Genomic DNA, 24,432 nt, shown 5'->3' with positions numbered 1-24,432 from the left:
GCAGGGTAGCCGGTTTCGAGTGCCGTGATAATCAGGACTCAGGGTAGTCAATGTTAATCGAAGTTGTCTCTCTTTCATTTGCGTTTGTCTTCGGGCTACTGGTCCGTCAGGTGAATCTCCCGCCCCTGGTTGGTTTCCTGGCCGCCGGGTTTGCCCTGAATGCGTTCGGCCCGGCTTTCGGATTGCCGCCGGAAGCAGGGCCCTTCCTGGAACACGTCTCCCATCTCGGCGTGCTGCTGCTTCTGTTTACCGTTGGCCTGAAGCTCAAGCTCCGGAATCTTATTGAGCCGGCCGTGATCGGCGGCGCCGTGCTGCATTTCGCTTTCACAGTGGGTCTGTTCAGTCTTGGTGTTTTCTATTTCCTGGATCTCGGGCAGCGCGACTCCCTGTTGCTGGCCGCCGCTCTGGCCTTTTCCAGTACCGTCCTTGCGGCTAAGGTCCTGGAAGCCAAGGGGGAGCTTCGGTCGTTCCATGGCCGGGTCGCAATCGGGATTCTGATCCTGCAGGATCTGATCGCGCTGGTAGTGCTGAGCCTTGCGGGAAACAGCACGCCCTCCGTCTGGGCTCCGGTGGTTCTGGGCCTTCCGCTGCTCAGACCAGCGCTCCACTGGCTGATGGACGTGGCAGGCCATGAGGAGCTCCTTGTTCTCATGGGTGTGGTTTTCGCGGTGGCCATTGGCGGCTACGGGTTTGAAGTGGTTGGCCTGAGCCCGGAAGTAGGCGCCTTGGCCATGGGCGTGCTTCTCTCCGGTCACCCCCGCGCCCAGGAGCTGTCCCATTCCCTGTGGGGCCTGAAGGAAATTCTGCTGATCGGCTTCTTCCTGCAGATCGGGATGTCCGGCCTTCCGGATTACGACGCCCTGGTGTTTGCCCTTGTCATGGCTCTGATCATGCCCCTGAAGGGACTGCTTTTCTTTGCGCTGCTGATACTCTTCCGTCTGCGGGCGCGTAATGCGTTTCTGGGGGCACTGAGCCTGACCTGCTACAGCGAGTTCGGACTGATTGTCGCGGCGGGGGTTCTGGAGGAATGGCTGGTTCCGCTGGCCATCACCGTGGCCGTTTCCTTCCTGATCGCCGCGCCATTGAACCGGCTTGCCCATCCGCTGTTCGATCGGCTGGAATCCCGCCTGAAGCGATGCGAGCGCCAAAGTTACCATCCGGATGAACAGCCGGTCTCCATCGGCGTTTCGAATATCCTCATCGTGGGCATGGGCCGAACCGGTCAGGCCGCATTTGGTTCGGTGGAGAACGCCGGTCTGACCGTGGTTGGCATGGACGCCGACCCGGACAAGGTGGAGAAACAGCGCAGCAAGGGCCAGAACGTGGTCTATGCCGATGCCGAGGACATCGAGCTCTGGCAGGGCCTTGATCTCACCGGGCTCCAGGCCGTGATACTGGCCATGCCGCACCTCGACGGAAAGCTTATCGCCGCGCGGAACCTGCGGAAGATGGGATTCACCGGTCCGATTGTGGCCAACGCCTTCCACGACGATGAAGCGGAACCCATGCTCAACGCCGGGGTGTCCGAGACCTACCAAGCCATGGCGGGCGCCGGCATCGGCATCGCGGACAAGACCCGGGAGGCGTTGGACCCGAAAGCCCCGGCGGGCTCCTAGGCAGGGTTACTCCGCAAGCTCCGGTCGATCCGCAAAGTGTTCAAGCGCTTCCGGGTTGGCCAGGGCTTCACGGTTCTTCACCGGTTCGCCATGGATCACATTGCGCACCGCCAGTTCCACGATCTTGCCACTCAGGGTGCGTGGAATGTCCGGGACCTGGAGGATTTTCGCGGGAACATGGCGCGGCGTCGTATTCGCGCGGATGGTATCGCGAATGGTCCGGCTCAGTGTCTCATCCAGTTCCACGCCCTCCCTGAGACGCACGAACAGCACGACACGAACGTCGTTTTCCCATTGCTGCCCCACGGCCAGTGACTCCAATACGGCATCCACCTTTTCCACCTGACGGTAGATTTCGGCCGTGCCGATACGGACCCCGCCGGGATTCAGGACCGCGTCCGCGCGCCCATGGATCACCATGCCGCGCTGCGCCGGGGTTGTATCCGTTGCCGGGTGTTCCCGGATCTCTCCGAAGTCACCATGCGCCCAGACACCGGGGAATTGCGCGAAATAAGCCTTGCGGAAACGCTCGCCATCGGGGTCATTCCAGAACCCAACCGGCATGCAGGGAAAAGGCTGACGGCACACCAGCTCGCCTTTCTCTTCGGTAACCGACTCCCCGTTGTCATTGAAGATGCCGACATCCATGCCCAGACCGATGCACTGAAGTTCACCCCGGTAGACAGGGAGTATGGGGTTGCCGAGTGCAAAACAGGAGACGATATCGGTTCCCCCGGAGATGCTCGCCAGGCACAGATCCTGTTTGATGGCGTTATAGATGTAATCAAAGCTCTCGTGGGCCAGGGGACTGCCCGTGGAAAGGACCGCACGCAATGGCCCCAGCGCATGGGTTTCCGCCGGCTTCAGACCATTCTTCTCGCAGGCGGCGTAGAACTTGGCACTGGCCCCGAACACCGTGATCCCGTGCTCCTCGGCCAGGTTCCAGAGCACCTCCGTTTCCGGCGCCATGGGGGAACCGTCATAGAGGAGGGCGGTAGCACCCGTCGCCAGCGTACTCACCAGCCAGTTCCACATCATCCAGCCGCAGGTTGTGTAATAGAACACCACATCATCCCGGCCCACGTCCGTATGCAGCCCCAGCTCCTTGAGATGCTGGAGCAGGGTGCCGCCCACGCCATGGACGATGCACTTGGGCGCGCCCGTGGTACCGGAGGAATAGAGAATATAGAGCGGATCATCGAATGCCATCGGCGTAAAGCCAGCGGCGGGTTCCTCCGCCAGCGCGTCTGTCCAGCTGACAGCGCCCTCGGCCTCATCCCAGGGAAAATCCCCCTGGTTATCGATATGGATCCTTAACGCCAGCCCGGGCAGCTCGCCGGCGAGCGCATCAATGCGTTCCCGGGTATCGAGTTTTTTCCCGTTGTACTGGTAACCGTTCACCGCAATCAGCACCTTGGGCTCAATCTGCCCGAAGCGCTCCAGCACCCCCTGATAACCAAAATCCGGCGAGCAGGAAGACCAGACAGCCCCAAGACGGGCCGTGGCCAGCATACCGATAACCGCTTCCAGTCCATTGGTCACAAAACCGGCAACCCGATCCCCCTTGCCAACCCCGTGAGCCTGGAGAGTCCCGGCCAGTCGCGCACTGAGCTCACGCAACTCACCGTACGTCAGCTGCCGACCCCGGCCGTCTTCACGCTGCTCAATGAGGGCAACCTTATCGGGCTCGCCGCGCAGCAGGTTTTCAGCGAAATTCAGCTTGGCACCACCGAACCAGTTGGCACCCGGCATCCGGTCACCATTCTCAAGAACCCGGCTCGGTTGATACTGGCCCCGCACATCGAAGAACTGCCAGATACTCTCCCAGAACGCCTCCGGATGATCCACCGACCACTGATGCAGCCCCTCGTAGCCTTCCGGTATTGCGTGGCCTTTCTCGGTTTCCAGCCAATTCCGGAACCGGGTGATTCGCGCGTTCCTGATTCGGTCTGTGGAAGGGGTCCAGATTGGTGCCGTGGTCATTTTGTTGATCTCCGGTTATGTGCTGCGGCGGGGTCTGACATCTTCTTCAGGAGCCGCTGTGAATACGTCCCTGTACGCTCGCCAGCCACCATCCCTGGTGGCTGAGCGCTCCTGAAGAAGATGCCAGACCCCGCCTTTGATCATTGTGTGCAAGACGCGTCGCAAAAAGAGGCCAGCGTAATGCCGTAGGTCTCGAGGAGGGAGTGGGGACTGCTTTTCAGGACCGTCTTTTGCCATGGATGGCAAAAGCGAGCTTACATGGATGTATTCACAGCGTGTCCTGAAAAGCAGTCCCCACTCCCTCCGCAAACCACAATCAAGCAGTCTGGGAACGGGCACCAAGAGCCTGAGCCACCCGCGAAGGCGACTCTTTCCCAAGGTGTGAGCAGACTTCCTGGCCAACCTCAAAAACCCGATCAAGACTCACCCCAGTCTCAAGCCCCTGGCCATCCAGAAGATACAACAGATCCTCAGTAGCCAGATTCCCGGAAGCTCCCTTCGCATAAGGACAGCCACCAAGCCCCGCAACAGCACTGTCAAAAGTCCGAACCCCACGTTCCAGCCCCGTCAGCACATTCGCCAACGCCTGCCCATAGGTATCGTGACAATGCAGCGCCAGCCGCTCCACCGGAACCGCGGGTAGAACCGCATCCAGAACCCGGTTGATCTCCAGGGGCCGGGCAACGCCTATGGTATCGCCCAGCGACAGTTCATCCACCCCCATGGCCATCATTTTTTCACAGACCCGCGCCACGGCGGCGGGTTCAATGGGGCCGGCGTAGGGACAGCCCACGATGCAGGAGACGTACCCGCGCACCCCATAGCCGGCGTCCTTGGCCTGCTTCATGAGCGGCGCAAAGCGTTCCAGGCTCTCTTCCACGGTGCAGTTGATGTTCTTTCGGGTGAAGGCATCCGAGGCCGCCGTGAAGAAGGCGAGGCGGTCGATGCCGTTGACGCCCATGGCGGCCTCCAGGCCCTTCTGGTTGGGGATCAGGGCTTCCACGGAAAGGCCGGGGCGATGGTCGATGGCCTGGATGACAGTCTCGGTATCCGCCATTTGGGGCACCCATTTCGGGGAGACGAAGCTGCCGGCCTCAATGCGGTTGAGCCCCGCGGCTGACAGGGCATTGAACCACTGCGCGCGCAGACTTGCGGGCACCGGTGTGGCTTCGTTCTGGAGGCCGTCGCGCAGGCCGACTTCGACGATCTCAACGCGATCGGTCATGCGGTTCCTCCCGTGTCGTCCGCTTCAAAGGAGAGCAGGGTATGGCCGGCCTTCAGATTCTCGTCCTGGCTGCAGAAAAGTTCAGTGACCACACCCTCTGCCGGGGCCGTAACCGTATGTTCCATTTTCATGGCTTCCATGACCACCAGCGGCTGCCCCGCCTTCACCCGGTCGCCGGCTTGGCAGTGCAGGGCGACGACGCGACCGTGCATGGGAGCAGTGAGGCTGCCCGTATCGGCCTCGGCCAGGTCGATTTCCGGGTGGTTCACGCGCACCTCCCAGGACTCGCCGAGTGCAAAAAGGGCAACGCCCGCCGGGGGTTGGCCGATGGCGGTGAGCTCCAGTTCCCGTCGTTTGCCGGTGGTGCCCTGTATGCTCAGGCTCCGGGTTGTTGCATTGCCGCTCCAATGCACCCCAATGATCCCGTCGCCCTCCCGCACCCGGACGGACCCGTTGCCGTCACGGGTTGAGCCCAGGCAGTAATCCAGGATATAGCGCTCGCCGCTGTGGACTTCGGCCCGCTGCCAGCCTTCTCCGGCCAGGCGCCAACCCGTCAGCGTGTCCCAGGGATCCTGGCCCGAGGAACGGGTTGCGGGCTGGAGCCAGAGCCAGCCGACCAGCCCCAGCACCCGTTGCTCGCTGCCGGTAAGGCTCTGCGTCATGAGGTCACCTTCATGCAGTTTGACAAAATCCGTTCGTAATTGACTGCCACGAAAGGCTTCGTGGTTAATAATACGGCTCAGGTAACCGACGTTGCAGGCAAAGCCGGCCAGGTGGTAACGGGTGAGGGCGCCGCTCAGTCGTTCCAGCGCATCATTCCGCGTACTGCCATGGGCAATGACCTTCGCAAGCATGGGATCGTAGTGATTGGAGACAGTCTGGCCACTGGCGATGCCGGAATCGATCCGGATGCCCGCCTGATCAGTGGGTTCATTCAGGTAGCTGATACGGCCGCTGGTTGGCAGGAACCCATGATCCGGGTCCTCGGCATAGACGCGGGCCTCAACGGCATGCCCCTCACTGGTTATGTCGGCCTGCCGCCAGGGGAGGCATTCACCAAGCGCCACCCGGATCTGCCATTCGACCAGGTCAACCCCGGTGATGGCCTCGGTAACCGGATGTTCAACCTGGAGACGGGTGTTCATTTCCATGAAATAGAAGTTCCCATCCGGCCCGAGGAGGAATTCCACGGTGCCGGCGCTGCGGTAGCCGATGGCCTCTCCACAGCGCAGGGCGGCGGCGGTCATAGCTTCGCGGGTGGCTTCGGTGACGTTCGGGGCGGGCGCTTCCTCAATGATCTTCTGGTGACGGCGCTGGATGGAGCAGTCCCGGTCAAAGAGATGGATGCCGTTGCCATGGTGATCAAACAGGACCTGGACCTCCACATGGCGGGGCTCATCCACAAAGCGCTCGAGCAACAGGCGGTCATCGCCGAAAGCGGCTTTGGCTTCGCGTTTAACGCCATCCAGGGCGGTTTCGAGGTCGTCCATATCCCGAACCACCCGCATGCCCTTGCCACCCCCGCCGGCGCTGGCCTTGATGAGCAATGGCATGCCCATGGACTCGGCTTCCTTTTTCAGCCGTTCCAGGGATTGATCCTCGCCGTGGTAGCCAGGAACGAGCGGGACGCCCGCGTTTTCCATCAGCGTCTTGGCCGCGGTCTTGTCGCCCATGGCCGCAATCGCCTCGGCTCCCGGGCCCACAAAGCGGATGCCTTCGTTGAGGCACCGCTCCGAGAAGCTGGTGTTCTCGGAGAGGAAGCCATAACCGGGGTGGATCAGGTCCGCGCCCGCCTTATGGGCCGCCTCAAGGATCCGGTCCTGGTTGAGGTAGGACTCCGCGGCCATCGCCGGGCCGATGGGGTAGGCTTGGTCGGCTTCGCGGGTGAAGGGTGCTTCCGCATCCGCTTCCGAGTAGACGGCAACGGTCGTCAATCCCATGGCGCGGCCCGTCCCGATGATCCGGCTGGCGATTTCGCCGCGATTGGCAACAAGCAGGGTGTGGCCGGTCATGGGAGTTACTCCGGGCGCCATTTTGGGGTGTCCTTGTGAAAGAAGGCGCGTAGACCTTCCTGGCCTTCGTTGCCGGTTCTTGCCGCGGCAATCATCTCCGCCGTGAACTCATGAACGGCGTCACCGGAAGCCGGGTTATCAAGGCGTTGCAGCAGTTTCTTACAGTGGGTCTGGGCGTCCGGACCACCCTGGAGCAGCGCGTGACAGATGGCCTCAACCCCTTCATCCAGGGTCTCACTCGCCATGACCTCGTGCACCAGCCCCAGGTCACGGGCGGTGTCCGCGTCCATGAGTTCGGCGGTCAACATGTAGCGCCGCGCCTGGCGGTGGCCCATGGCCCGGGCTACATAGGGCCCGATGGTTGCCGGCACCAGGCCCAGGCGGACCTCGCTCAGGCAGAAGCGGGCGCCGCTCTCGGCCACGGCAATATCCGCGCAACAGATCAGTCCCAACGCGCCCCCGAAAGCCGCGCCCTGAATCCGAGCGATAACCGGCTTGGTCATTTCGTCCAGGGTGCGCATCAGGGAAGCCAACTGGCGGGCATCGTCTCGGTTCTCGGATTCGCTCATGGCGGCAGTGGCGCGCATCCATTCCAGGTCCGCGCCGGCGGAGAAGTGCTCGCCCGAGGCGGCGAGAATGATGACCCGCACATCCGGATCGTTTTCCGCCTCCCCGAAGGCGGCGGTGAGCTCGGCAATCACCGCGGCATCGAAGGCGTTGCGCTTGTCCGGGCGATTCAGGGTGATCCGCCGTACTCCTTTGGGTTCGTCGTCCTGAAGGACGGTTTCCGGGCGTTGTGTCATGAGGGCTCCTTACATCCGGAAGATGCCGTAGCGGGTGTCCTGCTCGGGGGCGTTGAGAGCCGCCGAGAGGCCCAGTGCGATCACGTTGCGGGTCTGGACGGGGTCGATGATGCCGTCGTCCCAGAGGCGCGCGCTGGCGTAATAGGGGTGGGACTGGCGCTCAAATTGGTCAATCACCGGCTGCTTGAAGGCCTGCTCGTCCTCATCGGACCAGCTTTCCCCCTGGCGTTCCAGCGCATTGCGCTTCACATCCGCCAGCACGCCGGCGGCCTGCTCGCCACCCATGACGGCAATGCGCGCGTTCGGCCACATGAAGAGCATGCGAGGTTCGTAGGCACGCCCGCACATCCCGTAGTTCCCGGCGCCGAAGCTGCCGCCGATGATGACGGTAAACTTGGGCACACCGGCACAGGCAACGGCGTTCACCAGTTTTGCCCCATGGCGGGCAATGCCACCCTGTTCCGCATCCCGCCCGACCATGAAGCCAGTAATGTTCTGCAGGAAGACGAGGGGAATACCGCGCTGGCAGCACAGCTCGACGAAATGGGCGCCTTTGGAGGAGGAATCCGAGAACAGGATGCCGTTGTTGGCGATGATGCCCACCGGCATGCCCGCCCAGTGGGCGAAGCCGCAAACCAGGGTTGTGCCGAAGCGGGCCTTGAATTCATCGAACTCGGAGCCGTCCACCAGGCGGGCGATCACTTCCCGCACGTCATAGGGGGTCTTCAGGTCCGTGGGCACGATCCCGTAGAGATCCTCGGCCGGGTAGAGCGGCTCCCGGGGTTCGCGGGTGCGCAGCCAGTCGCCCTTGTGCCAGTTCAGGTTGGCGATGCAGGCCCGGGCGCGTTCCAGCGCGTCCTCCTCGCTTTTGGCAAGATGATCCGCGACGCCGGACGTACTGGTGTGGACATCCGCGCCGCCAAGCTCCTCGGCAGTAACCGTCTCGCCCGTGGCGGCTTTCACCAGGGGCGGCCCGGCCAGGTAAACCGTGCTCTGACCCTCGACCATGATGGCCTCATCCGCCATGGCCGGCACATAGGCGCCACCGGCCGTGCAGGGGCCCATAACCACGGCAATCTGGGGAATGCCTTTGGCGGACAGGTTGGCCTGGCGGAAGAAGATATGCCCGAAATGATCGTGGTCCGGAAAGACTTCGTCCTGCTGGGGCAGGTTGGCGCCGCCGGAATCCACCAAGTAGATGCAGGGCAGGTGGTTCTCCCCGGCAATGGTCTGGGCCCGCAGGTGCTTCTTGACCGTCATGGGGAAGTAGGTGCCGCCCTTAACCGTGGCATCGTTACCCACGATCATGCACTCAACACCGCGCACCCGGCCGATCCCGGCCACAGCGCCCGCCGCTGGCACTTCGCTCTCGTAGACACCGTAAGCCGCCATCGGACCCACTTCCAGAAAGGGCGATCCCGGATCGAGCAGCCGATTGATGCGCTCACGCACCGGCAGCTTACCCTTGGCCCGATGCCGCTCCCGCGCCTTCTCACCGCCGCCTTCCCGGATAGTGGCCAGGGTCGAGGTCAGGTCGCTGACCAGACTTTCCATGTGCCGGGCCCGCTCGCGGAAAACACCCGAGTCCCGGTCAATGGTGGATTCGATCACGCCCATGGGATCACTCCGTTTCCTTGAACAGCTCACGCCCGATCAGCATCCGCCGGATCTCCTGGGTACCCGCGCCAATCTCATAGAGCTTGGCATCACGCAGCAACCGGCCCGAGGCGTATTCATTGATATACCCATTACCGCCCAGAATCTGGATCGCCTCAAGCGCCATCTTCGTCGCCTTATCCGAGCAGTAGAGAATCGCGCCAGCAGCGTCCTTGCGACTAGTCTCACCCCGGTCACAGGCGGCCGCAACGGTGTAGAGGTAGGAACGACACACGTTCAACTCCGTGTACATGTCCGCAATCTTCGCCTGGATCAACTGAAACTCCCCAATAGCCTGACCGAACTGCTTACGTTCATGCACATAGGGCAGTACCAGATCCAGACAGGCCTGCATGATGCCCAGGGGCCCGCCAGCCAGCACCACACGCTCGTAATCCAGCCCCGACATAAGAACGCGAACCCCGTCATTCTCCGCACCCAGAATGTTCTCCGCCGGCACCCAGGCATCCTCAAAGATCAACTCCGAGGTATTCGACCCCCGCATCCCCAACTTGTCCATCTTCGGCCCCTGACTGAACCCGGCCGTATCCCGCTCCACCAGAAACGCCGTAATCCCCCGAGCCTCCTTCTCCGGCTCCGTCTTGGCGTAGATCACATAAACATCCGCATCCGGCCCATTCGTAATCCACATCTTGCTGCCATTAAGCCGAAACCCCTCACCATCACGCGTGGCCCGCAGCTTCATACTCACCACATCAGACCCCGCATTGGGCTCACTCATCGCTAACGCACCAACATGCTCTCCAGTCATCAACTTCGGCAGGTACTTAGCCTTCTGCTCAGGACTGCCATTACGGAAGATCTGATTCACACAAAGATTCGAATGCGCCCCATAACTCAACCCCACAGACCCGGAAGCCCGCGAAATCTCCTCCATGGCAATAACATGGTCCAGGTAACCCATCCCCGTCCCACCATCAGCCTCCGAAACCGTCATCCCCAGGAGCCCCATCTCACCCAATTGCGGCCACAGATCCCGGGGAAACGCATTCTCCCGATCAATAGCCCCGGCCCGAGGCGCAATCTCCCCCTGGGCAAACTGACTCACCTGATCACGAAGCATGGCCGTCGTGTCGTCCAAAGCGAAATTAAGACCGGGATAGCTCATCGAAAATCTCCAAATTTACAGTTTCACAATCGATTCAGGAGGGCCCCGGAGGGTGGGGAAGGCTTTTCGGGACCGTCTTGAGCCATGGATGGCGAAAGCGAGCGTACACGGACGTATTCACTGCGTGTCCCGAAAAGCCTTCCCCACCCTCCGGGGCCCTCCGTCTTTTCACCGATCAAAAGCATCCAAACAACGCTTTTCAGCTTCCTCCAATTCCACCTGCATCAACTCAATCTCCCGCATCTGCTCATTCAGCTGCTCACGCCTCTCCTGAATTTTTGACAGTAAAGCATTGAGCTGCCGCGAATTCCCGGATTCCGGATCGTACATCTCAATAAGATCCCGCGACTCCGACAGACTGAACCCCAGCCGCTTCCCCCGCAGAATCAACTTCAACTTCACCCGATCCGCATCCGTATAGACCCGCTGCTGACCCTCCCGAGCCGGGCTCAGAAGCCCCGCCTCCTCATAGAAACGGATCGTCCGCGTCGTCACATCAAAATCCCGCGCCAGCTCACCGATTCCATAGGTCTTTTCGCGATTCAAATCGAACAACTCCCTACCGTGATGCGTATTACGTTAACGTTAACGTAAAGCCGCAACGCTGACAATTAACGCCACCCGCGAATTCAATGCCAGGGCACGGCTAATCGGTAATATTGATCATGCGGTCGCGAAGACGGCGCCATTCCGCAACATCGTCGGCCGACCCGATCCGTCGGTCCTCCCGCGCCTCCCGGGAAAGCCACAGATCACTGCCATTGAAACTGTAGACCGGCTCGAGGTCCTGGCGCTGGGAGGCCGGCTGGATGGAATCAACAAGATTGTCGAGAATCAGCGGTTCCGCGCCGGGCTCCGGGTAATAGGCGAGCACCATGTGAGCCTGGTTAAGCTGCCTTGCATCCACATAGGTAATACGCATGCGCTCATCCGGTACGCCCAGAGCGCGGAGCGTCATGTATTTGGAGTTGGCGTATTCTTCGCAGTCCCCGGCATCCGTGGCCAGGAATTCCACCGGTGTGGCCCAGTAGTCGGATTCACCCCAGTGAGCCAGGTCGCTTCGGAAATCACGTTTATTGAAAAACCGGTTAACCGCCTCGAGCTGGAGCGGTTCGGGGGATTCGCGATGCTCGGCAACCAGGGCCTGCCAGTTCTCAAGCCTGCCACGAGCCGCTTCACCGAACTCGCGTTCCACATAATCAAGCAGCCGGCTGCCCAACTCCAGGCCATCCACGGCGGCCACAGCAAAGAGAAAGAGCACTAGGGCAAGAAGGGTTCGCATGGCGGTTGCCAGCGGTCAGTTGTCACTGAGCCGTTCGCGGAGTTTATTGAGGCGTTCCCGTACATCCTTTTCGCGTCCCTGGAATTTGCGGTTTCTGGAGCTGCTGCCACTGGCATCGGGTTCAGGGCGTGACTGCGATGAGCGCGAGTTGGCGTTGGCGACGGTTACGCTGTCGCCCGTCTCATTCTCGGGGAAGGAGAGCGTCTCAAGCGCTCCTCCGCGCTCGATCACGATGCGCTTGCGGTGCACCTTCCTGAGCACGGCATCGCCCGGCAGAGACTCGCTCACCCGGTAGACTTCCGTCTCGCCGTCAGGCCCTTCCACCAGGGCGCTGTCGCGCTCCTCAGTATCGCCGGCCATGACCCCCCGGAGCACGAGCTGGAGGTTGGTCTCGGGCAGATCCTCGGCGTCGGTTACCTGCGGGGCCGCATTATCACCGGGCTCACCAAAGAAAGTGAGTTCCTTCAGGTCCACAGCCTGGGCGGGCGCGCTGTCAGTCTGTTGCGTCCGGGTCTGCTGCTGCGCCCCATGAGTGTTGACGCTCATCTCGTCACGCAGCCCCATTCCCTGCCACGCAAGGCCAATGGCTACGAGCAGCCCGAGGATCAGACTTGTGAGCACGGGCATGGCATTGAGCAGTTTTTCCATGGACAATCAGGACCCTTCGGGAAATCTGTTGGTGTTGCCTTCATTATCACGGGATACTAACGTATCCACAAACAGACTGCGCCCAGATTAGCCCATTCTGTGGTCCCGGGCACACGGAGAATTTCTTGAGTCCTGAAACCCTTAACGACACAGCGCGTCCCAATGAGCCGAGACTGCCTTTCAGTTTTGCCCGGCGTAACGGCGTCATCCTGACACCGGACACCCAGGGGCATCCGGAACTCCTCGTACGCCCGGGCGCGTCGGCGCAGGCGATTGCCGAGGCAACCCGGCTCAGTCGCGGACGTGCGCGCATCCGCGAAGTGGAAGCGGACGACTTTGACGACGCACTGACCCGCGCCTATCAGAACGATTCCGAGGAAGCCATGCAGATGGTGGAAGGGATCGGCGACGAGATGGACCTGGCCAGCCTGGCGGATTCGGTTCCGGAAACCGAGGACCTGATGGAGCAGGAGGACGACGCGCCGGTTATCCGCCTGATCAATGCCATCCTGACGGAAGCCATCAAGAGCGGTGCTTCGGACATCCATGTTGAGACCTACGAGAAACGCCTGGTTATCCGGTTCCGGGTGGATGGCGTGCTGCGCGAAGTCGTACAGCCCAAGCGGGCCCTGGCGCCGCTGCTGGTCTCCAGAATCAAGGTTATGGCCAAGCTGGATATTGCGGAAAAACGGGTACCCCAGGATGGCCGCATCTCGCTGCGGGTCGGTGGCCGGGAAATCGACATCCGTGTCTCCACCATGCCTTCATCCAACGGCGAACGGGTGGTTCTGCGTCTCCTGGACAAGGAGGCCGGGCTCCTGGAACTGGATTCCATCGGCATGGCCGAGCGCGATCTCAAGCTCCTCAAGAATCTGGTTCACCGGCCTTACGGTATTATCCTGGTGACGGGGCCTACCGGTTCGGGTAAGACCACCACGCTTTACGGCTCGCTTACCGAGATCAACGATCGCTCCAGCAACATCCTTACCGTCGAGGATCCCATTGAGTACAACCTGCCGGGCATTGGCCAGACCCAGGTCAACCCGAAAGTGGATATGACCTTTGCCCGGGGGCTGCGGGCCATACTGCGCCAGGATCCGGACGTGGTGATGATTGGCGAGATCCGCGACCTGGAAACGGCCGAGATCGCCGTCCAGGCCAGTCTGACCGGCCACCTGGTGCTGTCGACCCTGCACACGAACACGGCCGTTGGCGCCATTACCCGCCTGATCGATATGGGGGTGGAGCCGTTCCTCATTTCCTCCAGCATTATCGGTATCGCCGCGCAGCGGTTGGTGCGCGTCCTCTGTGAGGACTGTAAGCAACCCTATAAGCCGGATGCCACCGAGTGCGAATTCCTTCAGAAGGACCCGGACAACCCGCCAACCATATACCGGCACAGTGGCTGCGAGAACTGCAACCAGCTTGGCTACCGGGGACGCATGGGGATCTATGAGATCATCGGCATAGATGAAGGCCTGCGGACCCTGATCCACGACCAGGCGGGCGAAATGGCACTTGAGCGCGCAGCGCGCGAACGCGGTCCCAGCATTCACACGGATGGCGTGAGTAAAATACTCAATGGCACCACGACGGTGGAAGAAGTTCTGCGCGTCACCCACCGGGGATAATGCATGGCAGCGTTTGAGTTCAAGGCACTTGACCAGCGGGGAAAACAGAAAAAGGGAGTGCTCGAGGCCGACAGTGCCCGGGCCATCCGGCAACAGCTGCGCGAGAAGGGCTGGATGCCCCTCGAAGTCTCGCCGACCCAGGATCGCCACCGTAAGCCCTCTGGATTCCAGTTTGGCAAGGGGCTATCGACATCCGACCTGGCGCTGGTGACCCGCCAGCTCGCGACCCTCATCCAGTCCGGTATTCCGGTGGAGCAGGCTCTGTCGGCAATTGCAGGGCAATCGGAACACCCCCGCACCAAGAGCATGATGCTGGCCGTACGCGGCAAGGTCCTTGAGGGCTATACGCTGGCCGGCAGCCTGGGGGAGTTCCCCAACGCCTTTCCACACCTGTACCGCGCAACAGTAGCGGCCGGGGAACACGCGGGGCACATGGACCTGGTGCTGAACCGGCTGGCGGACTACACCGAGTCACGCCAGGAGGCGCGACAGAAGATCCAGCTGGCGGCGATCTACCCGGTCATTCTGACGTTTGTGGCGATCGCCATTGTGGTTTTCCTGCTGACCTATGTGGTTCCGGATATCATTGATGTTTTCGTGCGCAGTGGCCAGGAACTGCCCACGCTGACCAAGGGCCTGCTGGCCATTAGCAATTTTTTTGTGGATTGGGGCTGGCTGATGCTGCTGCTGTTGGTCGCAGCAGGGATTGCATTCCGCTTCGCTCTGCAGAAGGAACAGTTCCGCTTGCGCTTCCATCGCCAATTGCTGCACATTCCCTTCATCTCCAAGCTTTCACGGGGCCTGAATACGGCCCGTTTTGCCAGTACGGTCAGCATACTTACGAGTAGCGGTGTTCCGCTGGTGGAGGCCATGAGGATCTCGGGGGAAGTTCTGTCCAACGAGTACCTCAAGTTGCGCGTGCGGGAAGCAACCCAGGCGGTCAGCGAGGGTGGCTCGCTCAAGAACGCCCTGGAAAAGACCGGGTATTTCCCGCCGATGATGATTCACATGATCGGCAGCGGGGAGGTCAGCGGCGAGCTGGACCGGATGCTGGAGCGCACGGCGGCGCACCAGGAGAATGACCTTCAGGGTAAGATCACAGCGCTGGTGGGGCTTTTCGAGCCGCTCATGCTGCTGGTGATGGGCGCTGTTGTACTTATCATCGTGATGGCAATAATGCTGCCGATCATGAACATGAGCCAGATAATGGGATGAAACTGATGACGAATCGAAGAACCGAACGCGGCTTCACGCTGATTGAGATCATGGTGGTCATGGTCATCATCGGGCTCCTTGTCGCCCTGGTTGCGCCCAACATCATGGGGCGGGGCGACGAGGCCCGTGTGACCACGGCCAAGGCCCAGATGCGCCAGATCAGCAGTGCCCTGGATATGTACCGGCTGGACAACAGTCACTACCCGTCCACGCAGCAGGGGCTTGAGGCACTGGTGGAAAAACCTTCCGGTAACCCCGAACCGACGAACTGGAACCCGGAAGGCTATATGAATTCCGTCCCGGAAGACCCCTGGGGCAATGAATATGAGTACGTCAGCCCGGGTTCCAATGGCCCCTACGACCTCTATTCTCTGGGTGCGGATGGCCGTGAAGGTGGCGAGGGTGTCAACGCGGATATCAGCGTCTGGGATCTCCAGGATTAATCGACCCATGGGGCGCGCGCCTTCCCAGCGGGGCTTTACGCTGATCGAGCTCATGGTGGTCCTTGTCGTTGTTGGACTGCTTATCAGTCTCGTGGGTATGAATATCGGCGGTGGTGGCGAGCGGCGCGAGCTGACCGAGGTTACGAGAACCCTCTACCTGCGCATGCAGGCCGCGGCGGACGAGGCCGTGCTGACCAGCCGGGAGATGGGCGTCCGCTTCGAGGAAGACAATCGCTACCGTTTCCTGGTGTTCGATCGCGATGAGGCGGAATGGGTGCCCGAGCCGCGAGGAGGGCTGCCGGGTGGTCGCCTTCCGAAATGGGCGGAGATCGAGATTCAGAGCGAAGGCGACTCCGGGGGCGGAACCGGATTGGGGGACAGTGACGCTGAACTGATTCCCCACATCGTGTTTTTTTCGAGCGGCCAAATGACTCCGTTTGAGCTCTCCATCTGGTGGCGGAAACAGCAGGAGGCCGTCCACCGCATCCAGAGCGACGGCGTTAATGGCCCGGACTGGTCACGACCCGGCGACGAGCCGGATAGCGGGGAGCTGTGACCATGAGGCGCCACGCAAGCAAGGCGGCAGGCTTTACGCTCATTGAGGTCATGATTGCGCTGATGATTTTCGCATTGCTGGCAGCCACCCTCCAGCAGGTGGCCACCGGATACATGGGCAACTACCGGCGGATCGAAGGCCAGACCATGGCCACCTGGATTGCCCGCAACCGGCTCACGGAAATGCGCCTCCAGGACGAGCTGCCCGGCACGGGCGAGTCCGACGAGGAGCTCTCCTACGGGCCCTACGACTGGGAAATCGAGACCGACATCAGCAATACGGAAGATCCTGCAATCCGGCGGGTCGAGATGACCGTTTACCGCATCAATGAACGGGTTGCCGACCGTCGGCAGCAGCAACTCGTGTTCACCGGCTTCCTGGGGCAGAACTGATGCATCGAGGTCAGCAGGGAGGGTTCACGCTTCTCGAGATTCTGGTTGCCGTGTTCATTACCGCCATGCTCTCTCTCGGTGTATGGCAGGTGATGGATACGCTCATGGCCTCGCGCGAGGGTGTGGAGCGGGTATCCGGACAGTTCCGGGAGGTGCAGCGCACCATGTCACTCCTTGAACGGGATCTGTTTCAGGCCATCAAACGGCCGGTCAAGGACGGTTTCGGGGAATCCGTGCCGTCGATGACAAGCCGCAACCAGAACATCAACCTGGCACTGACACGCCAGGGGTGGCGCAACCCGCTGGGCAAACGCCGCAGCGAACTCCAGCGCGTCGCCTGGGAGCATAACGAGATTGAGGGCCGCGTCATACGCCGATTCTGGAGCGTCGTCGACCGGGCCTCGAATTCCGAATCGCGGGAGCAGCAGGTGATGAGCCACGTTGAGGCAATGGAGGTCCGTTTCCTTGACGCCGATGACAACTGGGTTGAGGACTGGCCAAAAAACCAGCAAGACGGTCAGGGCCAGAGTCAGACGCAACCCCAACAGGGGCAGGGTGGCCCGGCTGCGGCAATGAGCACCATGCCGCGTGCAGTTGAGGTCACCTTTGAGCACGAGCGCTTTGGCACCCTCCGGCGTGTTGTGGGTCTGGGAGAGACACCGTCGGCTTCTTTCTCTGCTCCCCAGGGAGGCGGTGAAAACCAGGATAATGGCGAGGAGGAGCAAGGCCAGGGGGAACGCCCATGAAGCAGCGTCGCAGCTCACAGCAGGGGGTCGCTCTGATCATCGTACTCATGGCATTTGCCCTGGGCTCGATCCTGGCTGCCGGGATGATGTCCCGTCAGGACCTGATGATCCAGAGGGCCACGAGTTACCTGACCCAGTCCAAGGCCCAGAGCCTGGCCCTTGGTGCCGAAGCTTTCGGGCGCCAGATCCTCAACCGGGATATGGAAGACTCCCAGGACGGTACCCAGGGCGTGGACCATCGTGGCGAGCAGTGGGCGAAAGCAGCTGTGGCCTTTCCGGTTGATGCGGGCGCAATTGAGGCGCAGATCAACGATCTGCAGGGAAAACTTAACCTGAATTCCCTGGTCGGGCAGAACGGTGATATCAACCAACTCAGCCGCGAACGTTTCGAGCGGTTGCTGGTTGCGTTGGATATCCGCTCGGTCCGGGTCGAAACCCTGATCGACTGGATCGACCGCGACGATCAGCGCACCGGAGGCGGGGGCGCCGAGGACGGCGACTACATGGCCATGGACCCGCCCTACAGGGCTGCGGATCAACCCTTTACCCATGTGTCGGAGCTGCGCCTGATGCAGGGAATCACGGATGAGGACTACCAGGCATTGCGCCCCCATGTGGCGGCATTGCCCACCCGCCAGGGCACCATCAACGTCAACTTCGCCAGCGCGCCCGTGATCCAGTCCCTGCATGATCGGATTTCCCAGGGCCAGGCGGAGTCCGTGGTTTCGGCTGCAGAAGAGGGCGCCTTTGAGAGCGTGAAGGACTTCCTGGCTCGGCGGGAATTCAGCGGCCTGGGACTCAAGAGCGACGGGCTGGGGGTTACCACTTCATTTTTTGAGATTGCTGCACGGGTGAGTGTGAGCGGTTCGGTGCACCGTCTGGTATCGTTGGTTCAACGCAATCAACAGGGTGACGTGGTAACCTTGTCCAGAGACAGTGGCCGCACCGGCCTGATTACCAAGGAGCGCATCCAGGCTTCTGAATAACTCCAGAACGAGACGGATCGGCACAGAACTATGGCTTACACTCTGTTCCTCAGGGACAACCCTGACACGCCTTCATGCTATGACTGGCTCCTGGCTGATGTTGCCGGCGAAACTCATGCCCATGGGGAAGGGGCCGAGCGTGCAGAGATCGAAGCGCGGCTTGGGGAACTTGATGTCTCCAGGGTGCAGATTGCCGGCATCATCTCCGCTTTTGACGTCACCCATTGCACCGCCCGGATTCCGGGGCGGCAGAAGCGTGTCATCCACCAGGCGCTGCCTTTCGCCGTCGAGGAACAGATAGCTCAGGACATCGATTCCGTTCACCTGGCCCTGGGCAGCCAGAGCAATAACGAGTGGCAGGTTGCCGCAATTGACGAGCCCACCCTTCAAGCCTACATGGAACGCCTTGAGGCCTGGGAATACCCTGTAGGCGCCATCTACGCGGATGCCATGCTGCTGCCGCTGGATAAACACCAGTGGACCATCCTGGTCGAGACGGAGCAGGCCCTCATTCATTCCCGGGATGGTGCCTGGTATGCCGTTGCCGTGGAGGCCCTTTCGGTTTTTGTGGATTCACTGGTCGACTCCCGGGGAAGCGAAACGCCTCCGGGGCTCCAGGTCCTCGCCACCTCCGAAGCCCAGGAAAAGCACCGAATGGCTCTGGCCGCCCTGGACCAGAACCCGGACGCGCTGGTGCACATGGAAGAACTGACAGAGTCACCTCTTGCCCTTATGGCCCGGGGAGCGCTTGCTGAGGGCGCGGGCGTCATCAACCTCTGCCAGGGACGTTTTGCCCCCGCCGATACCCGTCAGCATCCACTGCGTCGCTGGCGTCCGGTGGCCGTGGTTGCCGCCATCGGCATTGTGCTGCAGCTGGGGTTCATGCTGGCGGAGGGGTATTACTATGAGCAACAGGCGCACCGTTTCAACCGGCAGGCCATGGCGATCTACGATGATCTTTTCCCGAATGACACGCGCACCCATGCAGGTAACGTCAAACGCGTACTTACCGGTAAGCTCAGGGCCGCGGAAGAGGGCGGCAAAGGAGGTGAGTTCCTGACACTGCTGCGCTATACGGGTCATCAATACCAGCAGCTGACTAATTCCGAGAGCCTGCATTTTGATGCCATCCAATTCAGCGCCCAGCGGGGCGAGCTCCGGGTTGAGCTGCGCGGCGAGAGTTTTTCCCAGCTTGATAGCATGCGTACCGGTCTGAGTAACGCCGGGCTCAGTGCCCAGATCGGTTCCGTGGTCAATAACGACGACGGAACCCGTGCCCGTTTAACCATCACCCAGGGAGGCTGACCCGTGCTGGAGAACCTCAAACGGATGCCGCTGGTTCAGAAGCTGACTGCGCAGTACGACCAGCTCAGCAGCAGAGACCAGAAAGCCCTGCAGGTGCTTGCGCTGGCAGTCGCCATCACCTTTGCGTACCTGTTCGTCTGGCGACCTGTTGCGGAATTCCGGGCGGATGCGCAGGCGGATATGGAATCCTCGCGTGAACTCCTGGAATGGGTGCGGAGCAAGGAAACGGCCGCCAGGGCCGTGGCAGAAATGAATAACGAGCCCGGCCAGACGGGAAGCCTCGGGGATGATGACCTGCTCAAGACCGTGACGGACTCCGCGGATAAGTCGGGGATGCCGCTGCAGCGTTTTGAACCCAGTGGGGACCAGACAATGCGGATCTGGCTTGAACAGGTGCCCTTTACCGATCTGACCCAGTGGCTGGCTCACCTTGAGAGCAAGTACGGGATTGCGGTTGACCAGGCGTCGCTGGACCGGGCCGATCAACCCGGGCTTGTTGACGCACGTATTACACTGGAAATCTGATTCTTAAAAGAGGAGTAGGCACTCGTGTCCGAAGCGTATGACTATGATCTTGTTGTCATTGGAGCGGGGTCCGGCGGTGTTCGCCTGGCACGGGTTTCAGCCGGTCTCGGGGCACGCGTTGCCATCGTCGAGAGGGGGGACCTTGGCGGCACCTGTGTGAATGTTGGCTGCGTGCCCAAGAAGCTCTTTGTCTATGCCTCCCATGTCCGGGAAGACGTGGAGGATGCTGCCGGGTATGGGTTTTCGGTTGCACCCGAGGCGGTCCAGTTCAACTGGCGCACGCTGCGGGAAAACAAGGACACGGAGATCCAGCGGCTGAACGGCATCTATCAACGCCTGCTGGATAATGCCGGTGTTGATCTTTATCGGGGTAACGCGCGGGTGACGGGACCTAACGAGGTCTCCGTCGACAACGAGACTCTGTCGGCACGGCGAATCACCGTTGCGACCGGCAGCACCTCCGACACCCCGGCTATTCCGGGGCGCGAACATCTCCACACCTCCGATGACATGTTCTACCTGGACCAGCTCCCGGAAAAAGCCGTGGTCTGGGGTGGCGGCTACATCGCTGTCGAGTTTGCGGGCATTCTCGCGGGGCTCGGCGTCGAGACCACGCTCATCTATCGGGGCGAGCTGTTCCTGCGCGGATTTGACGGTGATGTGCGTCGATTCCTGGCGGAAGAGCTGCCCAAGAAAGGCGTCACCCTGCGCTTCAACACCAATATCGATGCTGTTGAGGCCTCCGGCGATTCAGCCTACCAGGTGCGCCTTAATGATGGCTCCACCCTGGAAGCCGGCCTGGTGCTCGCGGCTACCGGGCGAAAGCCCCTGGTGGAAGGTCTGGGCCTGGAAGCTGTTGGCGTTGAACTCAACGAGACTAGCTCGATCCGTACGGACCGGCATTTCCAGACCAGCGTTCCCAGCATCCATGCGCTCGGGGATGTGATCGGGACGCCACAGCTCACACCCGTGGCGATCGAGCAGGCCATGGTCCTTTCCGATCATCTGTTCGGGGAGGGGACAAAAACCATGGACTACCGCAATATCCCCTCGGCCGTTTTCTGTCAGCCACCCATCGGCACGGTCGGGCTGACCGAGGAGGATGCGCGCGAAGAGTGCGGGCGCATCCGCGTCTACCGCACGCACTTCAAGCCCATGAAACACACCCTGTCCGGGCGGGACGAACGCATATTGATGAAACTGATCGTGGATGACGATTCAGACCGCGTCGTTGGCGCCCACATGGTTGGTCCAGATGCCGGTGAAATGATGCAGGGCATTGCCGTGGCCCTTAAGGCCGGTGCCACCAAGGCGGACTTTGACCAGACCATCGGTATTCACCCCACATCCGCTGAGGAGTTCGTGACCATGCGGGATGTCAGCTCAACCTGATCCCTAGAGGTTGATCAAACGCTTGAGCGCGTCGCGGAGGTTGTCACGGCGGACCGGTTTGGGCAGATAGGCATCCATGCCCGAGGCAAGGCAGGATTTCTCCGTATCCGGGAGCACATCGGCTGTCATGGCAATGATCGGCATCTGGGAGCGATTATGCTGGCGCTCCCAGTTGCGGATGCGGCGCGTGGCTTCCCAGCCATCCATGACGGGCATCTGGCAATCCATCAGCACCACGTCGTACCCCATATCACGGGACTCAATATCGTCAACGGCCGCGGCCCCATTCGAGGCACAGCGCACGTGGAATCCGAGGGTTTCCAGAAGGCGCGCCGCCACGCGCTGATTCACGGCATTGTCCTCCACTACCAGTGCTTCGTAGTCCGAGGTTCCGCCCATTAATTGCCGTTCCTCCATCTCTCGCACGGGCGAGTCGCCAAGCTCCGTCTCGGGCTGATGCAGCGCCATCGGTATAATGAACCGGAAACGGCTGCCGCAGCCCGGATCGCTGTCCACCGCGATGTGGCCTCCCATCAGCTCCACAAGCCTCTGGACCAGAGGCAACCCGAGCCCCGTCCCCCCGAAGCGCCTCGACGCCGAGCCATCGAGCTGTTCAAAGGTATTGAACATATCGCTGAGCCGGTCCGCGGGAATGCCGGCGCCGCTGTCCTCAATTTCACACGTCAGCAGTCCCTCGGAGTCCTCGTTCCGGGACCAGTGCGCCGTCACGAACACGTAGCCCTCTGGGGTGAATTTGATGGCATTACCGATGAGATGGGCCAGGACCTGGCGTAATCGTCCCGGATCCCCATAAGCTTCCAGACCCTCATGCCATTCGCCGCGCCACCGGATCTGGTAATCCAGGTGATGCGCCTCGGCGTCGTGGCGGTACGAGGCAAAACAGTTTTCGATCACGCTGCGCGGGTCGAAGGGAACCTGGTCAAGTTCCAGCCGGCCCCGCTCAATCCGCGAGAAATCCAGAATGTCATTGATAATGACCAGCAGGTCCTCGGTGGATTGACGGGCGGTGATCAGATAATCCTGCTGCTGGGCGCTGAGCGAGTCCTGTTCCAGTAACTGGAGCATGCCGATAATACCGTGAAGCGGGGTGCGCAGTTCGTGGCTCATCATGGCCAGGAAGTCAGATTTGGCGTTGCTTGCCTGCTCCGCCTTGTCACGCGCCTCCGCCAGTTGCTGGAAACTGATCTCGCGTTCCGACTCCGCCGATTCGAGACGGCTGGCCATGGACTGGATGGCATCCTCCAGCGTCTGCAGTTCCCGGGCAACCGGGGTGTCACCCGTGTGCACCTCCAGATCACCATTTGGCAGATTGCTGACATTGCGGGCCAGGCGTTCAATGGGAACGCTGAAGCGGTAGGCCACCCGGCCACTGAAGATAAGCGTGGCCGCAAAAAGGGTCAGTCCAATGCCTGCGGATGTCCAGAGTATATCCTGTTGCTCGGCCGCAAGTATGGCCTCGGAGACCGTAACCTGAACCGTACCGATTCGGCGTTCGTTTCTGTCAAACGACTCGCCGAAATTGCCAAGCCCGGCAGAAAATCCCTCGTTCTCAAGGCTCACAGCTTCACGCAGGATCTGGCTCTCGAAATGGTGCAGGTTCTCCGGGTTGCTGTCGGAGATGCTGCCCGCCTTGCCCACCACGTCGCCATCGCGATCACGCACCTCGATCCGCTTGACCCGGGAGCGCTCAAGCGTCTGCTGAAGCAGCGCATTCAACTCCTGGCGATTGCCCGCGATGACCGGGAATTCCACCGCCGGGGCGAGATTATCCGCGATCAGCTGCGTCCCCTGGAACAGGCTTTTGCGCGTATCGTCCAGCCGTGCCTGAGTGAAGTACATCAGCATGAGCAGAAACATGATCAGGGCGGGCAGCATGCCGAGCATCAGCAGTCGGTGGTAAAGCGTCCAGCGGGTCCGTCGTTGTGCCGTCACTGTTCATCCTCTCTGGAAATCAGGGATTCCCTGAGTGATTCTTCACCGGGGAGGGGGAGATTCATTGAACGGGCCACCTGTTCGTTGATGATGACCTGAAACTCGTCGGGATACCGGGGGTCCGGCAGCTCGCCGGTTTCGAACCAGGCCTCCACAAGCTGCAGTCCCTCATCAACCTGATCTTCTGCCGGGGTATAGGTGGAGGCAACCGATCCCGCCCTCACGAAAGGCCTGGTCGGCCCAATGACCAGGCGGTTGCGTCGGTAACTCGTCAGTAGCAGGGGTTTGACCGTGTTGCGATTGAATATGCGACTGTCAGGCGTGCCGAGTACAAAGTCACCGTAGGCGAGGGCGCGGGTCAGGTCGCGGATCAGGGTGTCCGGGGAGGAAACCACAAAAACCCGCGCCTCCAGGCCCAGGCGTTCGGCCGAATCGATCACCTGATCAAAGGAGTCGGCCTGTTCGCGTGAGCTCAGTATCGCAACCGTTCGCGCCCTGGGGATAATCAACTGGCCGAGCTCAAGCTGTCGATCCAGGGGCGGATCGGAATAGATGGCGGAAAATCGCCCGGCGCTGTCAATAATCCGCTTGGTTTCACCGGAGGTACTGAACAGGGAAACAACCGGTTGATCCGGATTATTGGCCCGAACCTCGGCAAGGGCATCGGCACTAGCGGTGAGGACCAGGGCATCACTGGCGGTTTGCTGGTTGTAGGGGGCGAGATCCAGGCGGTTACCGAAACGGGCTTCAACTCGGGATTGGATCAGCTCGGTGAGCGCCGGGTCATCCCCGCCAGCGAAAAAAAGTCGGTCCTGTTCCGCGCCAGATCCCGCGCTGACGAGGGAGAGCAGCAGAAACACGCCGAGATGCCGCCCCAGGCCCCTCCAGGTTGGGAGCAGGCCTTTCCTTGCCTGTATGTTATTATTATCCATCA

At 61.1% G+C, this 24,432-nt stretch carries 22 protein-coding genes; 11 read left to right on the top strand and 11 right to left on the bottom strand.

Annotated elements, in window-relative coordinates:
- Positions 1–50: 50 nt before the first annotated feature.
- Positions 51–1,616 (top strand): cation:proton antiporter domain-containing protein, encoded by a 1,566-nt coding sequence (locus tag DES49_RS07265; protein WP_133735757.1) that lies wholly within the window; start codon positions 51–53, stop codon positions 1,614–1,616.
- 6 nt (positions 1,617–1,622) lie between these two features.
- On the opposite strand, the gene DES49_RS07260 is transcribed toward DES49_RS07265, so the two are convergent.
- The 9 genes from DES49_RS07260 to DES49_RS07220 all read right to left on the bottom strand — a co-directional run bounded on the left by DES49_RS07260 (position 1,623) and on the right by DES49_RS07220 (position 12,354).
- Complete coding sequence (locus DES49_RS07260; RefSeq protein WP_133735756.1) at positions 1,623–3,599, bottom strand: acetoacetate--CoA ligase; 1,977 nt, start codon at positions 3,597–3,599, stop codon at positions 1,623–1,625.
- Between the two features lie 316 nt (positions 3,600–3,915).
- The gene (locus DES49_RS07255; protein WP_133735755.1) at positions 3,916–4,824 is read right to left on the bottom strand and encodes a hydroxymethylglutaryl-CoA lyase; all 909 of its coding nucleotides are present in this window, start codon (positions 4,822–4,824) and stop codon (positions 3,916–3,918) included.
- Positions 4,821–6,836, bottom strand: coding sequence for an ATP-binding protein (locus DES49_RS07250; protein WP_133735754.1), 2,016 nt, complete (start codon positions 6,834–6,836; stop codon positions 4,821–4,823). Before DES49_RS07250 ends, DES49_RS07255 begins: the two co-directional genes overlap by 4 nt.
- Positions 6,837–6,841: 5 nt before the next feature.
- Positions 6,842–7,639: an enoyl-CoA hydratase/isomerase family protein gene (locus DES49_RS07245; RefSeq protein ID WP_133735753.1), complete on the bottom strand. Its 798-nt coding sequence runs from the start codon at positions 7,637–7,639 to the stop codon at positions 6,842–6,844.
- Between the two features lie 9 nt (positions 7,640–7,648).
- Positions 7,649–9,193 (bottom strand): carboxyl transferase domain-containing protein, encoded by a 1,545-nt coding sequence (locus tag DES49_RS07240; protein WP_243864993.1) that lies wholly within the window; start codon positions 9,191–9,193, stop codon positions 7,649–7,651.
- 67 nt (positions 9,194–9,260) lie between these two features.
- On the bottom strand, positions 9,261–10,424 hold the full coding sequence (locus tag DES49_RS07235; RefSeq protein ID WP_133735751.1) for an isovaleryl-CoA dehydrogenase: 1,164 nt from the start codon (positions 10,422–10,424) through the stop codon (positions 9,261–9,263).
- A gap of 168 nt (positions 10,425–10,592) precedes the next feature.
- On the bottom strand, positions 10,593–10,970 hold the full coding sequence (locus DES49_RS07230) for a MerR family transcriptional regulator (RefSeq protein ID WP_133735750.1): 378 nt from the start codon (positions 10,968–10,970) through the stop codon (positions 10,593–10,595).
- Positions 10,971–11,070: 100 nt separating this feature from the next.
- A complete protein-coding gene (locus tag DES49_RS07225; RefSeq protein ID WP_133735749.1) occupies positions 11,071–11,706 on the bottom strand; it encodes a transglutaminase-like cysteine peptidase in 636 nt (211 codons plus the stop codon).
- A gap of 15 nt (positions 11,707–11,721) precedes the next feature.
- A complete protein-coding gene (locus DES49_RS07220) occupies positions 11,722–12,354 on the bottom strand; it encodes a type II secretion system protein N (protein ID WP_133735748.1) in 633 nt (210 codons plus the stop codon).
- Positions 12,355–12,479: 125 nt separating this feature from the next.
- Between DES49_RS07220 and gspE the strand changes: the two genes are divergently transcribed.
- The 10 genes from gspE to gorA are packed head-to-tail and all read left to right on the top strand — an operon-like array spanning position 12,480 to position 21,545.
- The gene (gene gspE, locus DES49_RS07215) at positions 12,480–13,985 is read left to right on the top strand and encodes a type II secretion system ATPase GspE (RefSeq protein WP_133735747.1); all 1,506 of its coding nucleotides are present in this window, start codon (positions 12,480–12,482) and stop codon (positions 13,983–13,985) included.
- A 3-nt stretch (positions 13,986–13,988) separates the two neighbouring features.
- Complete coding sequence (gene gspF / locus DES49_RS07210) at positions 13,989–15,200, top strand: type II secretion system inner membrane protein GspF (RefSeq protein ID WP_133735746.1); 1,212 nt, start codon at positions 13,989–13,991, stop codon at positions 15,198–15,200.
- Positions 15,197–15,643: a type II secretion system major pseudopilin GspG gene (gene gspG, locus DES49_RS07205; protein WP_133735745.1), complete on the top strand. Its 447-nt coding sequence runs from the start codon at positions 15,197–15,199 to the stop codon at positions 15,641–15,643. Before gspF ends, gspG begins: the two co-directional genes overlap by 4 nt.
- 7 nt (positions 15,644–15,650) lie before the next feature.
- Complete coding sequence (gspH, locus tag DES49_RS07200; protein ID WP_166646026.1) at positions 15,651–16,199, top strand: type II secretion system minor pseudopilin GspH; 549 nt, start codon at positions 15,651–15,653, stop codon at positions 16,197–16,199.
- Positions 16,200–16,201: 2 nt separating this feature from the next.
- Positions 16,202–16,591, top strand: coding sequence for a type II secretion system minor pseudopilin GspI (gene gspI, locus DES49_RS07195; protein WP_133735743.1), 390 nt, complete (start codon positions 16,202–16,204; stop codon positions 16,589–16,591).
- A complete protein-coding gene (gene gspJ, locus DES49_RS07190; protein WP_133735742.1) occupies positions 16,591–17,337 on the top strand; it encodes a type II secretion system minor pseudopilin GspJ in 747 nt (248 codons plus the stop codon). The genes gspI and gspJ overlap by 1 nt, the downstream gene beginning before the upstream one ends.
- Positions 17,334–18,323: a type II secretion system minor pseudopilin GspK gene (gene gspK, locus DES49_RS07185; protein WP_133735741.1), complete on the top strand. Its 990-nt coding sequence runs from the start codon at positions 17,334–17,336 to the stop codon at positions 18,321–18,323. Before gspJ ends, gspK begins: the two co-directional genes overlap by 4 nt.
- Positions 18,324–18,353: 30 nt before the next feature.
- Positions 18,354–19,628: a type II secretion system protein GspL gene (gene gspL, locus DES49_RS07180; RefSeq protein ID WP_133735740.1), complete on the top strand. Its 1,275-nt coding sequence runs from the start codon at positions 18,354–18,356 to the stop codon at positions 19,626–19,628.
- Positions 19,629–19,631: 3 nt separating this feature from the next.
- Positions 19,632–20,153 (top strand): type II secretion system protein GspM, encoded by a 522-nt coding sequence (gene gspM / locus DES49_RS07175; protein WP_133735739.1) that lies wholly within the window; start codon positions 19,632–19,634, stop codon positions 20,151–20,153.
- Between the two features lie 24 nt (positions 20,154–20,177).
- A complete protein-coding gene (gene gorA, locus DES49_RS07170; protein ID WP_133735738.1) occupies positions 20,178–21,545 on the top strand; it encodes a glutathione-disulfide reductase in 1,368 nt (455 codons plus the stop codon).
- A gap of 3 nt (positions 21,546–21,548) precedes the next feature.
- On the opposite strand, the gene DES49_RS07165 is transcribed toward gorA, so the two are convergent.
- Positions 21,549–23,498: an ATP-binding protein gene (locus tag DES49_RS07165; RefSeq protein WP_133735737.1), complete on the bottom strand. Its 1,950-nt coding sequence runs from the start codon at positions 23,496–23,498 to the stop codon at positions 21,549–21,551.
- Entirely contained in the window at positions 23,495–24,430 is a 936-nt protein-coding gene (locus DES49_RS07160) for an ABC transporter substrate-binding protein (RefSeq protein WP_208297025.1), read from the bottom strand. The genes DES49_RS07165 and DES49_RS07160 overlap by 4 nt, the downstream gene beginning before the upstream one ends.
- Between the last annotated feature and the right edge of the window lie 2 nt (positions 24,431–24,432).

This window comes from Halospina denitrificans, assembly GCF_004364635.1.
GTDB classification, from domain to species: Bacteria; Pseudomonadota; Gammaproteobacteria; order Pseudomonadales; family Oleiphilaceae; genus Halospina; species Halospina denitrificans.
Note: the sequence above shows the minus strand (reverse complement) of the source record. Positions and strands in the feature narration are given on the sequence as shown.

What these genes read in the sequence shown, in the direction of transcription:
- DES49_RS07265 (WP_133735757.1), top strand. Translation starts at nt 51, where the DNA reads ATGTTAATCGAAGTTGTCTCTCTTTCATTTGCGTTTGTCTTCGGGCTA.
- DES49_RS07260 (WP_133735756.1), bottom strand. Translation starts at nt 3,599, where the DNA reads ATGACCACGGCACCAATCTGGACCCCTTCCACAGACCGAATCAGGAAC.
- DES49_RS07255 (WP_133735755.1), bottom strand. Translation starts at nt 4,824, where the DNA reads ATGACCGATCGCGTTGAGATCGTCGAAGTCGGCCTGCGCGACGGCCTC.
- DES49_RS07250 (WP_133735754.1), bottom strand. Translation starts at nt 6,836, where the DNA reads ATGACCGGCCACACCCTGCTTGTTGCCAATCGCGGCGAAATCGCCAGC.
- DES49_RS07245 (WP_133735753.1), bottom strand. Translation starts at nt 7,639, where the DNA reads ATGACACAACGCCCGGAAACCGTCCTTCAGGACGACGAACCCAAAGGA.
- DES49_RS07240 (WP_243864993.1), bottom strand. Translation starts at nt 9,193, where the DNA reads ATGGAAAGTCTGGTCAGCGACCTGACCTCGACCCTGGCCACTATCCGG.
- DES49_RS07235 (WP_133735751.1), bottom strand. Translation starts at nt 10,424, where the DNA reads ATGAGCTATCCCGGTCTTAATTTCGCTTTGGACGACACGACGGCCATG.
- DES49_RS07225 (WP_133735749.1), bottom strand. Translation starts at nt 11,706, where the DNA reads ATGCGAACCCTTCTTGCCCTAGTGCTCTTTCTCTTTGCTGTGGCCGCC.
- DES49_RS07220 (WP_133735748.1), bottom strand. Translation starts at nt 12,354, where the DNA reads ATGGAAAAACTGCTCAATGCCATGCCCGTGCTCACAAGTCTGATCCTC.
- gspF (WP_133735746.1), top strand. Translation starts at nt 13,989, where the DNA reads ATGGCAGCGTTTGAGTTCAAGGCACTTGACCAGCGGGGAAAACAGAAA.
- gspG (WP_133735745.1), top strand. Translation starts at nt 15,197, where the DNA reads ATGAAACTGATGACGAATCGAAGAACCGAACGCGGCTTCACGCTGATT.
- gspH (WP_166646026.1), top strand. Translation starts at nt 15,651, where the DNA reads ATGGGGCGCGCGCCTTCCCAGCGGGGCTTTACGCTGATCGAGCTCATG.
- gspI (WP_133735743.1), top strand. Translation starts at nt 16,202, where the DNA reads ATGAGGCGCCACGCAAGCAAGGCGGCAGGCTTTACGCTCATTGAGGTC.
- gspJ (WP_133735742.1), top strand. Translation starts at nt 16,591, where the DNA reads ATGCATCGAGGTCAGCAGGGAGGGTTCACGCTTCTCGAGATTCTGGTT.
- gspK (WP_133735741.1), top strand. Translation starts at nt 17,334, where the DNA reads ATGAAGCAGCGTCGCAGCTCACAGCAGGGGGTCGCTCTGATCATCGTA.
- gspL (WP_133735740.1), top strand. Translation starts at nt 18,354, where the DNA reads ATGGCTTACACTCTGTTCCTCAGGGACAACCCTGACACGCCTTCATGC.
- DES49_RS07160 (WP_208297025.1), bottom strand. Translation starts at nt 24,430, where the DNA reads ATGGATAATAATAACATACAGGCAAGGAAAGGCCTGCTCCCAACCTGG.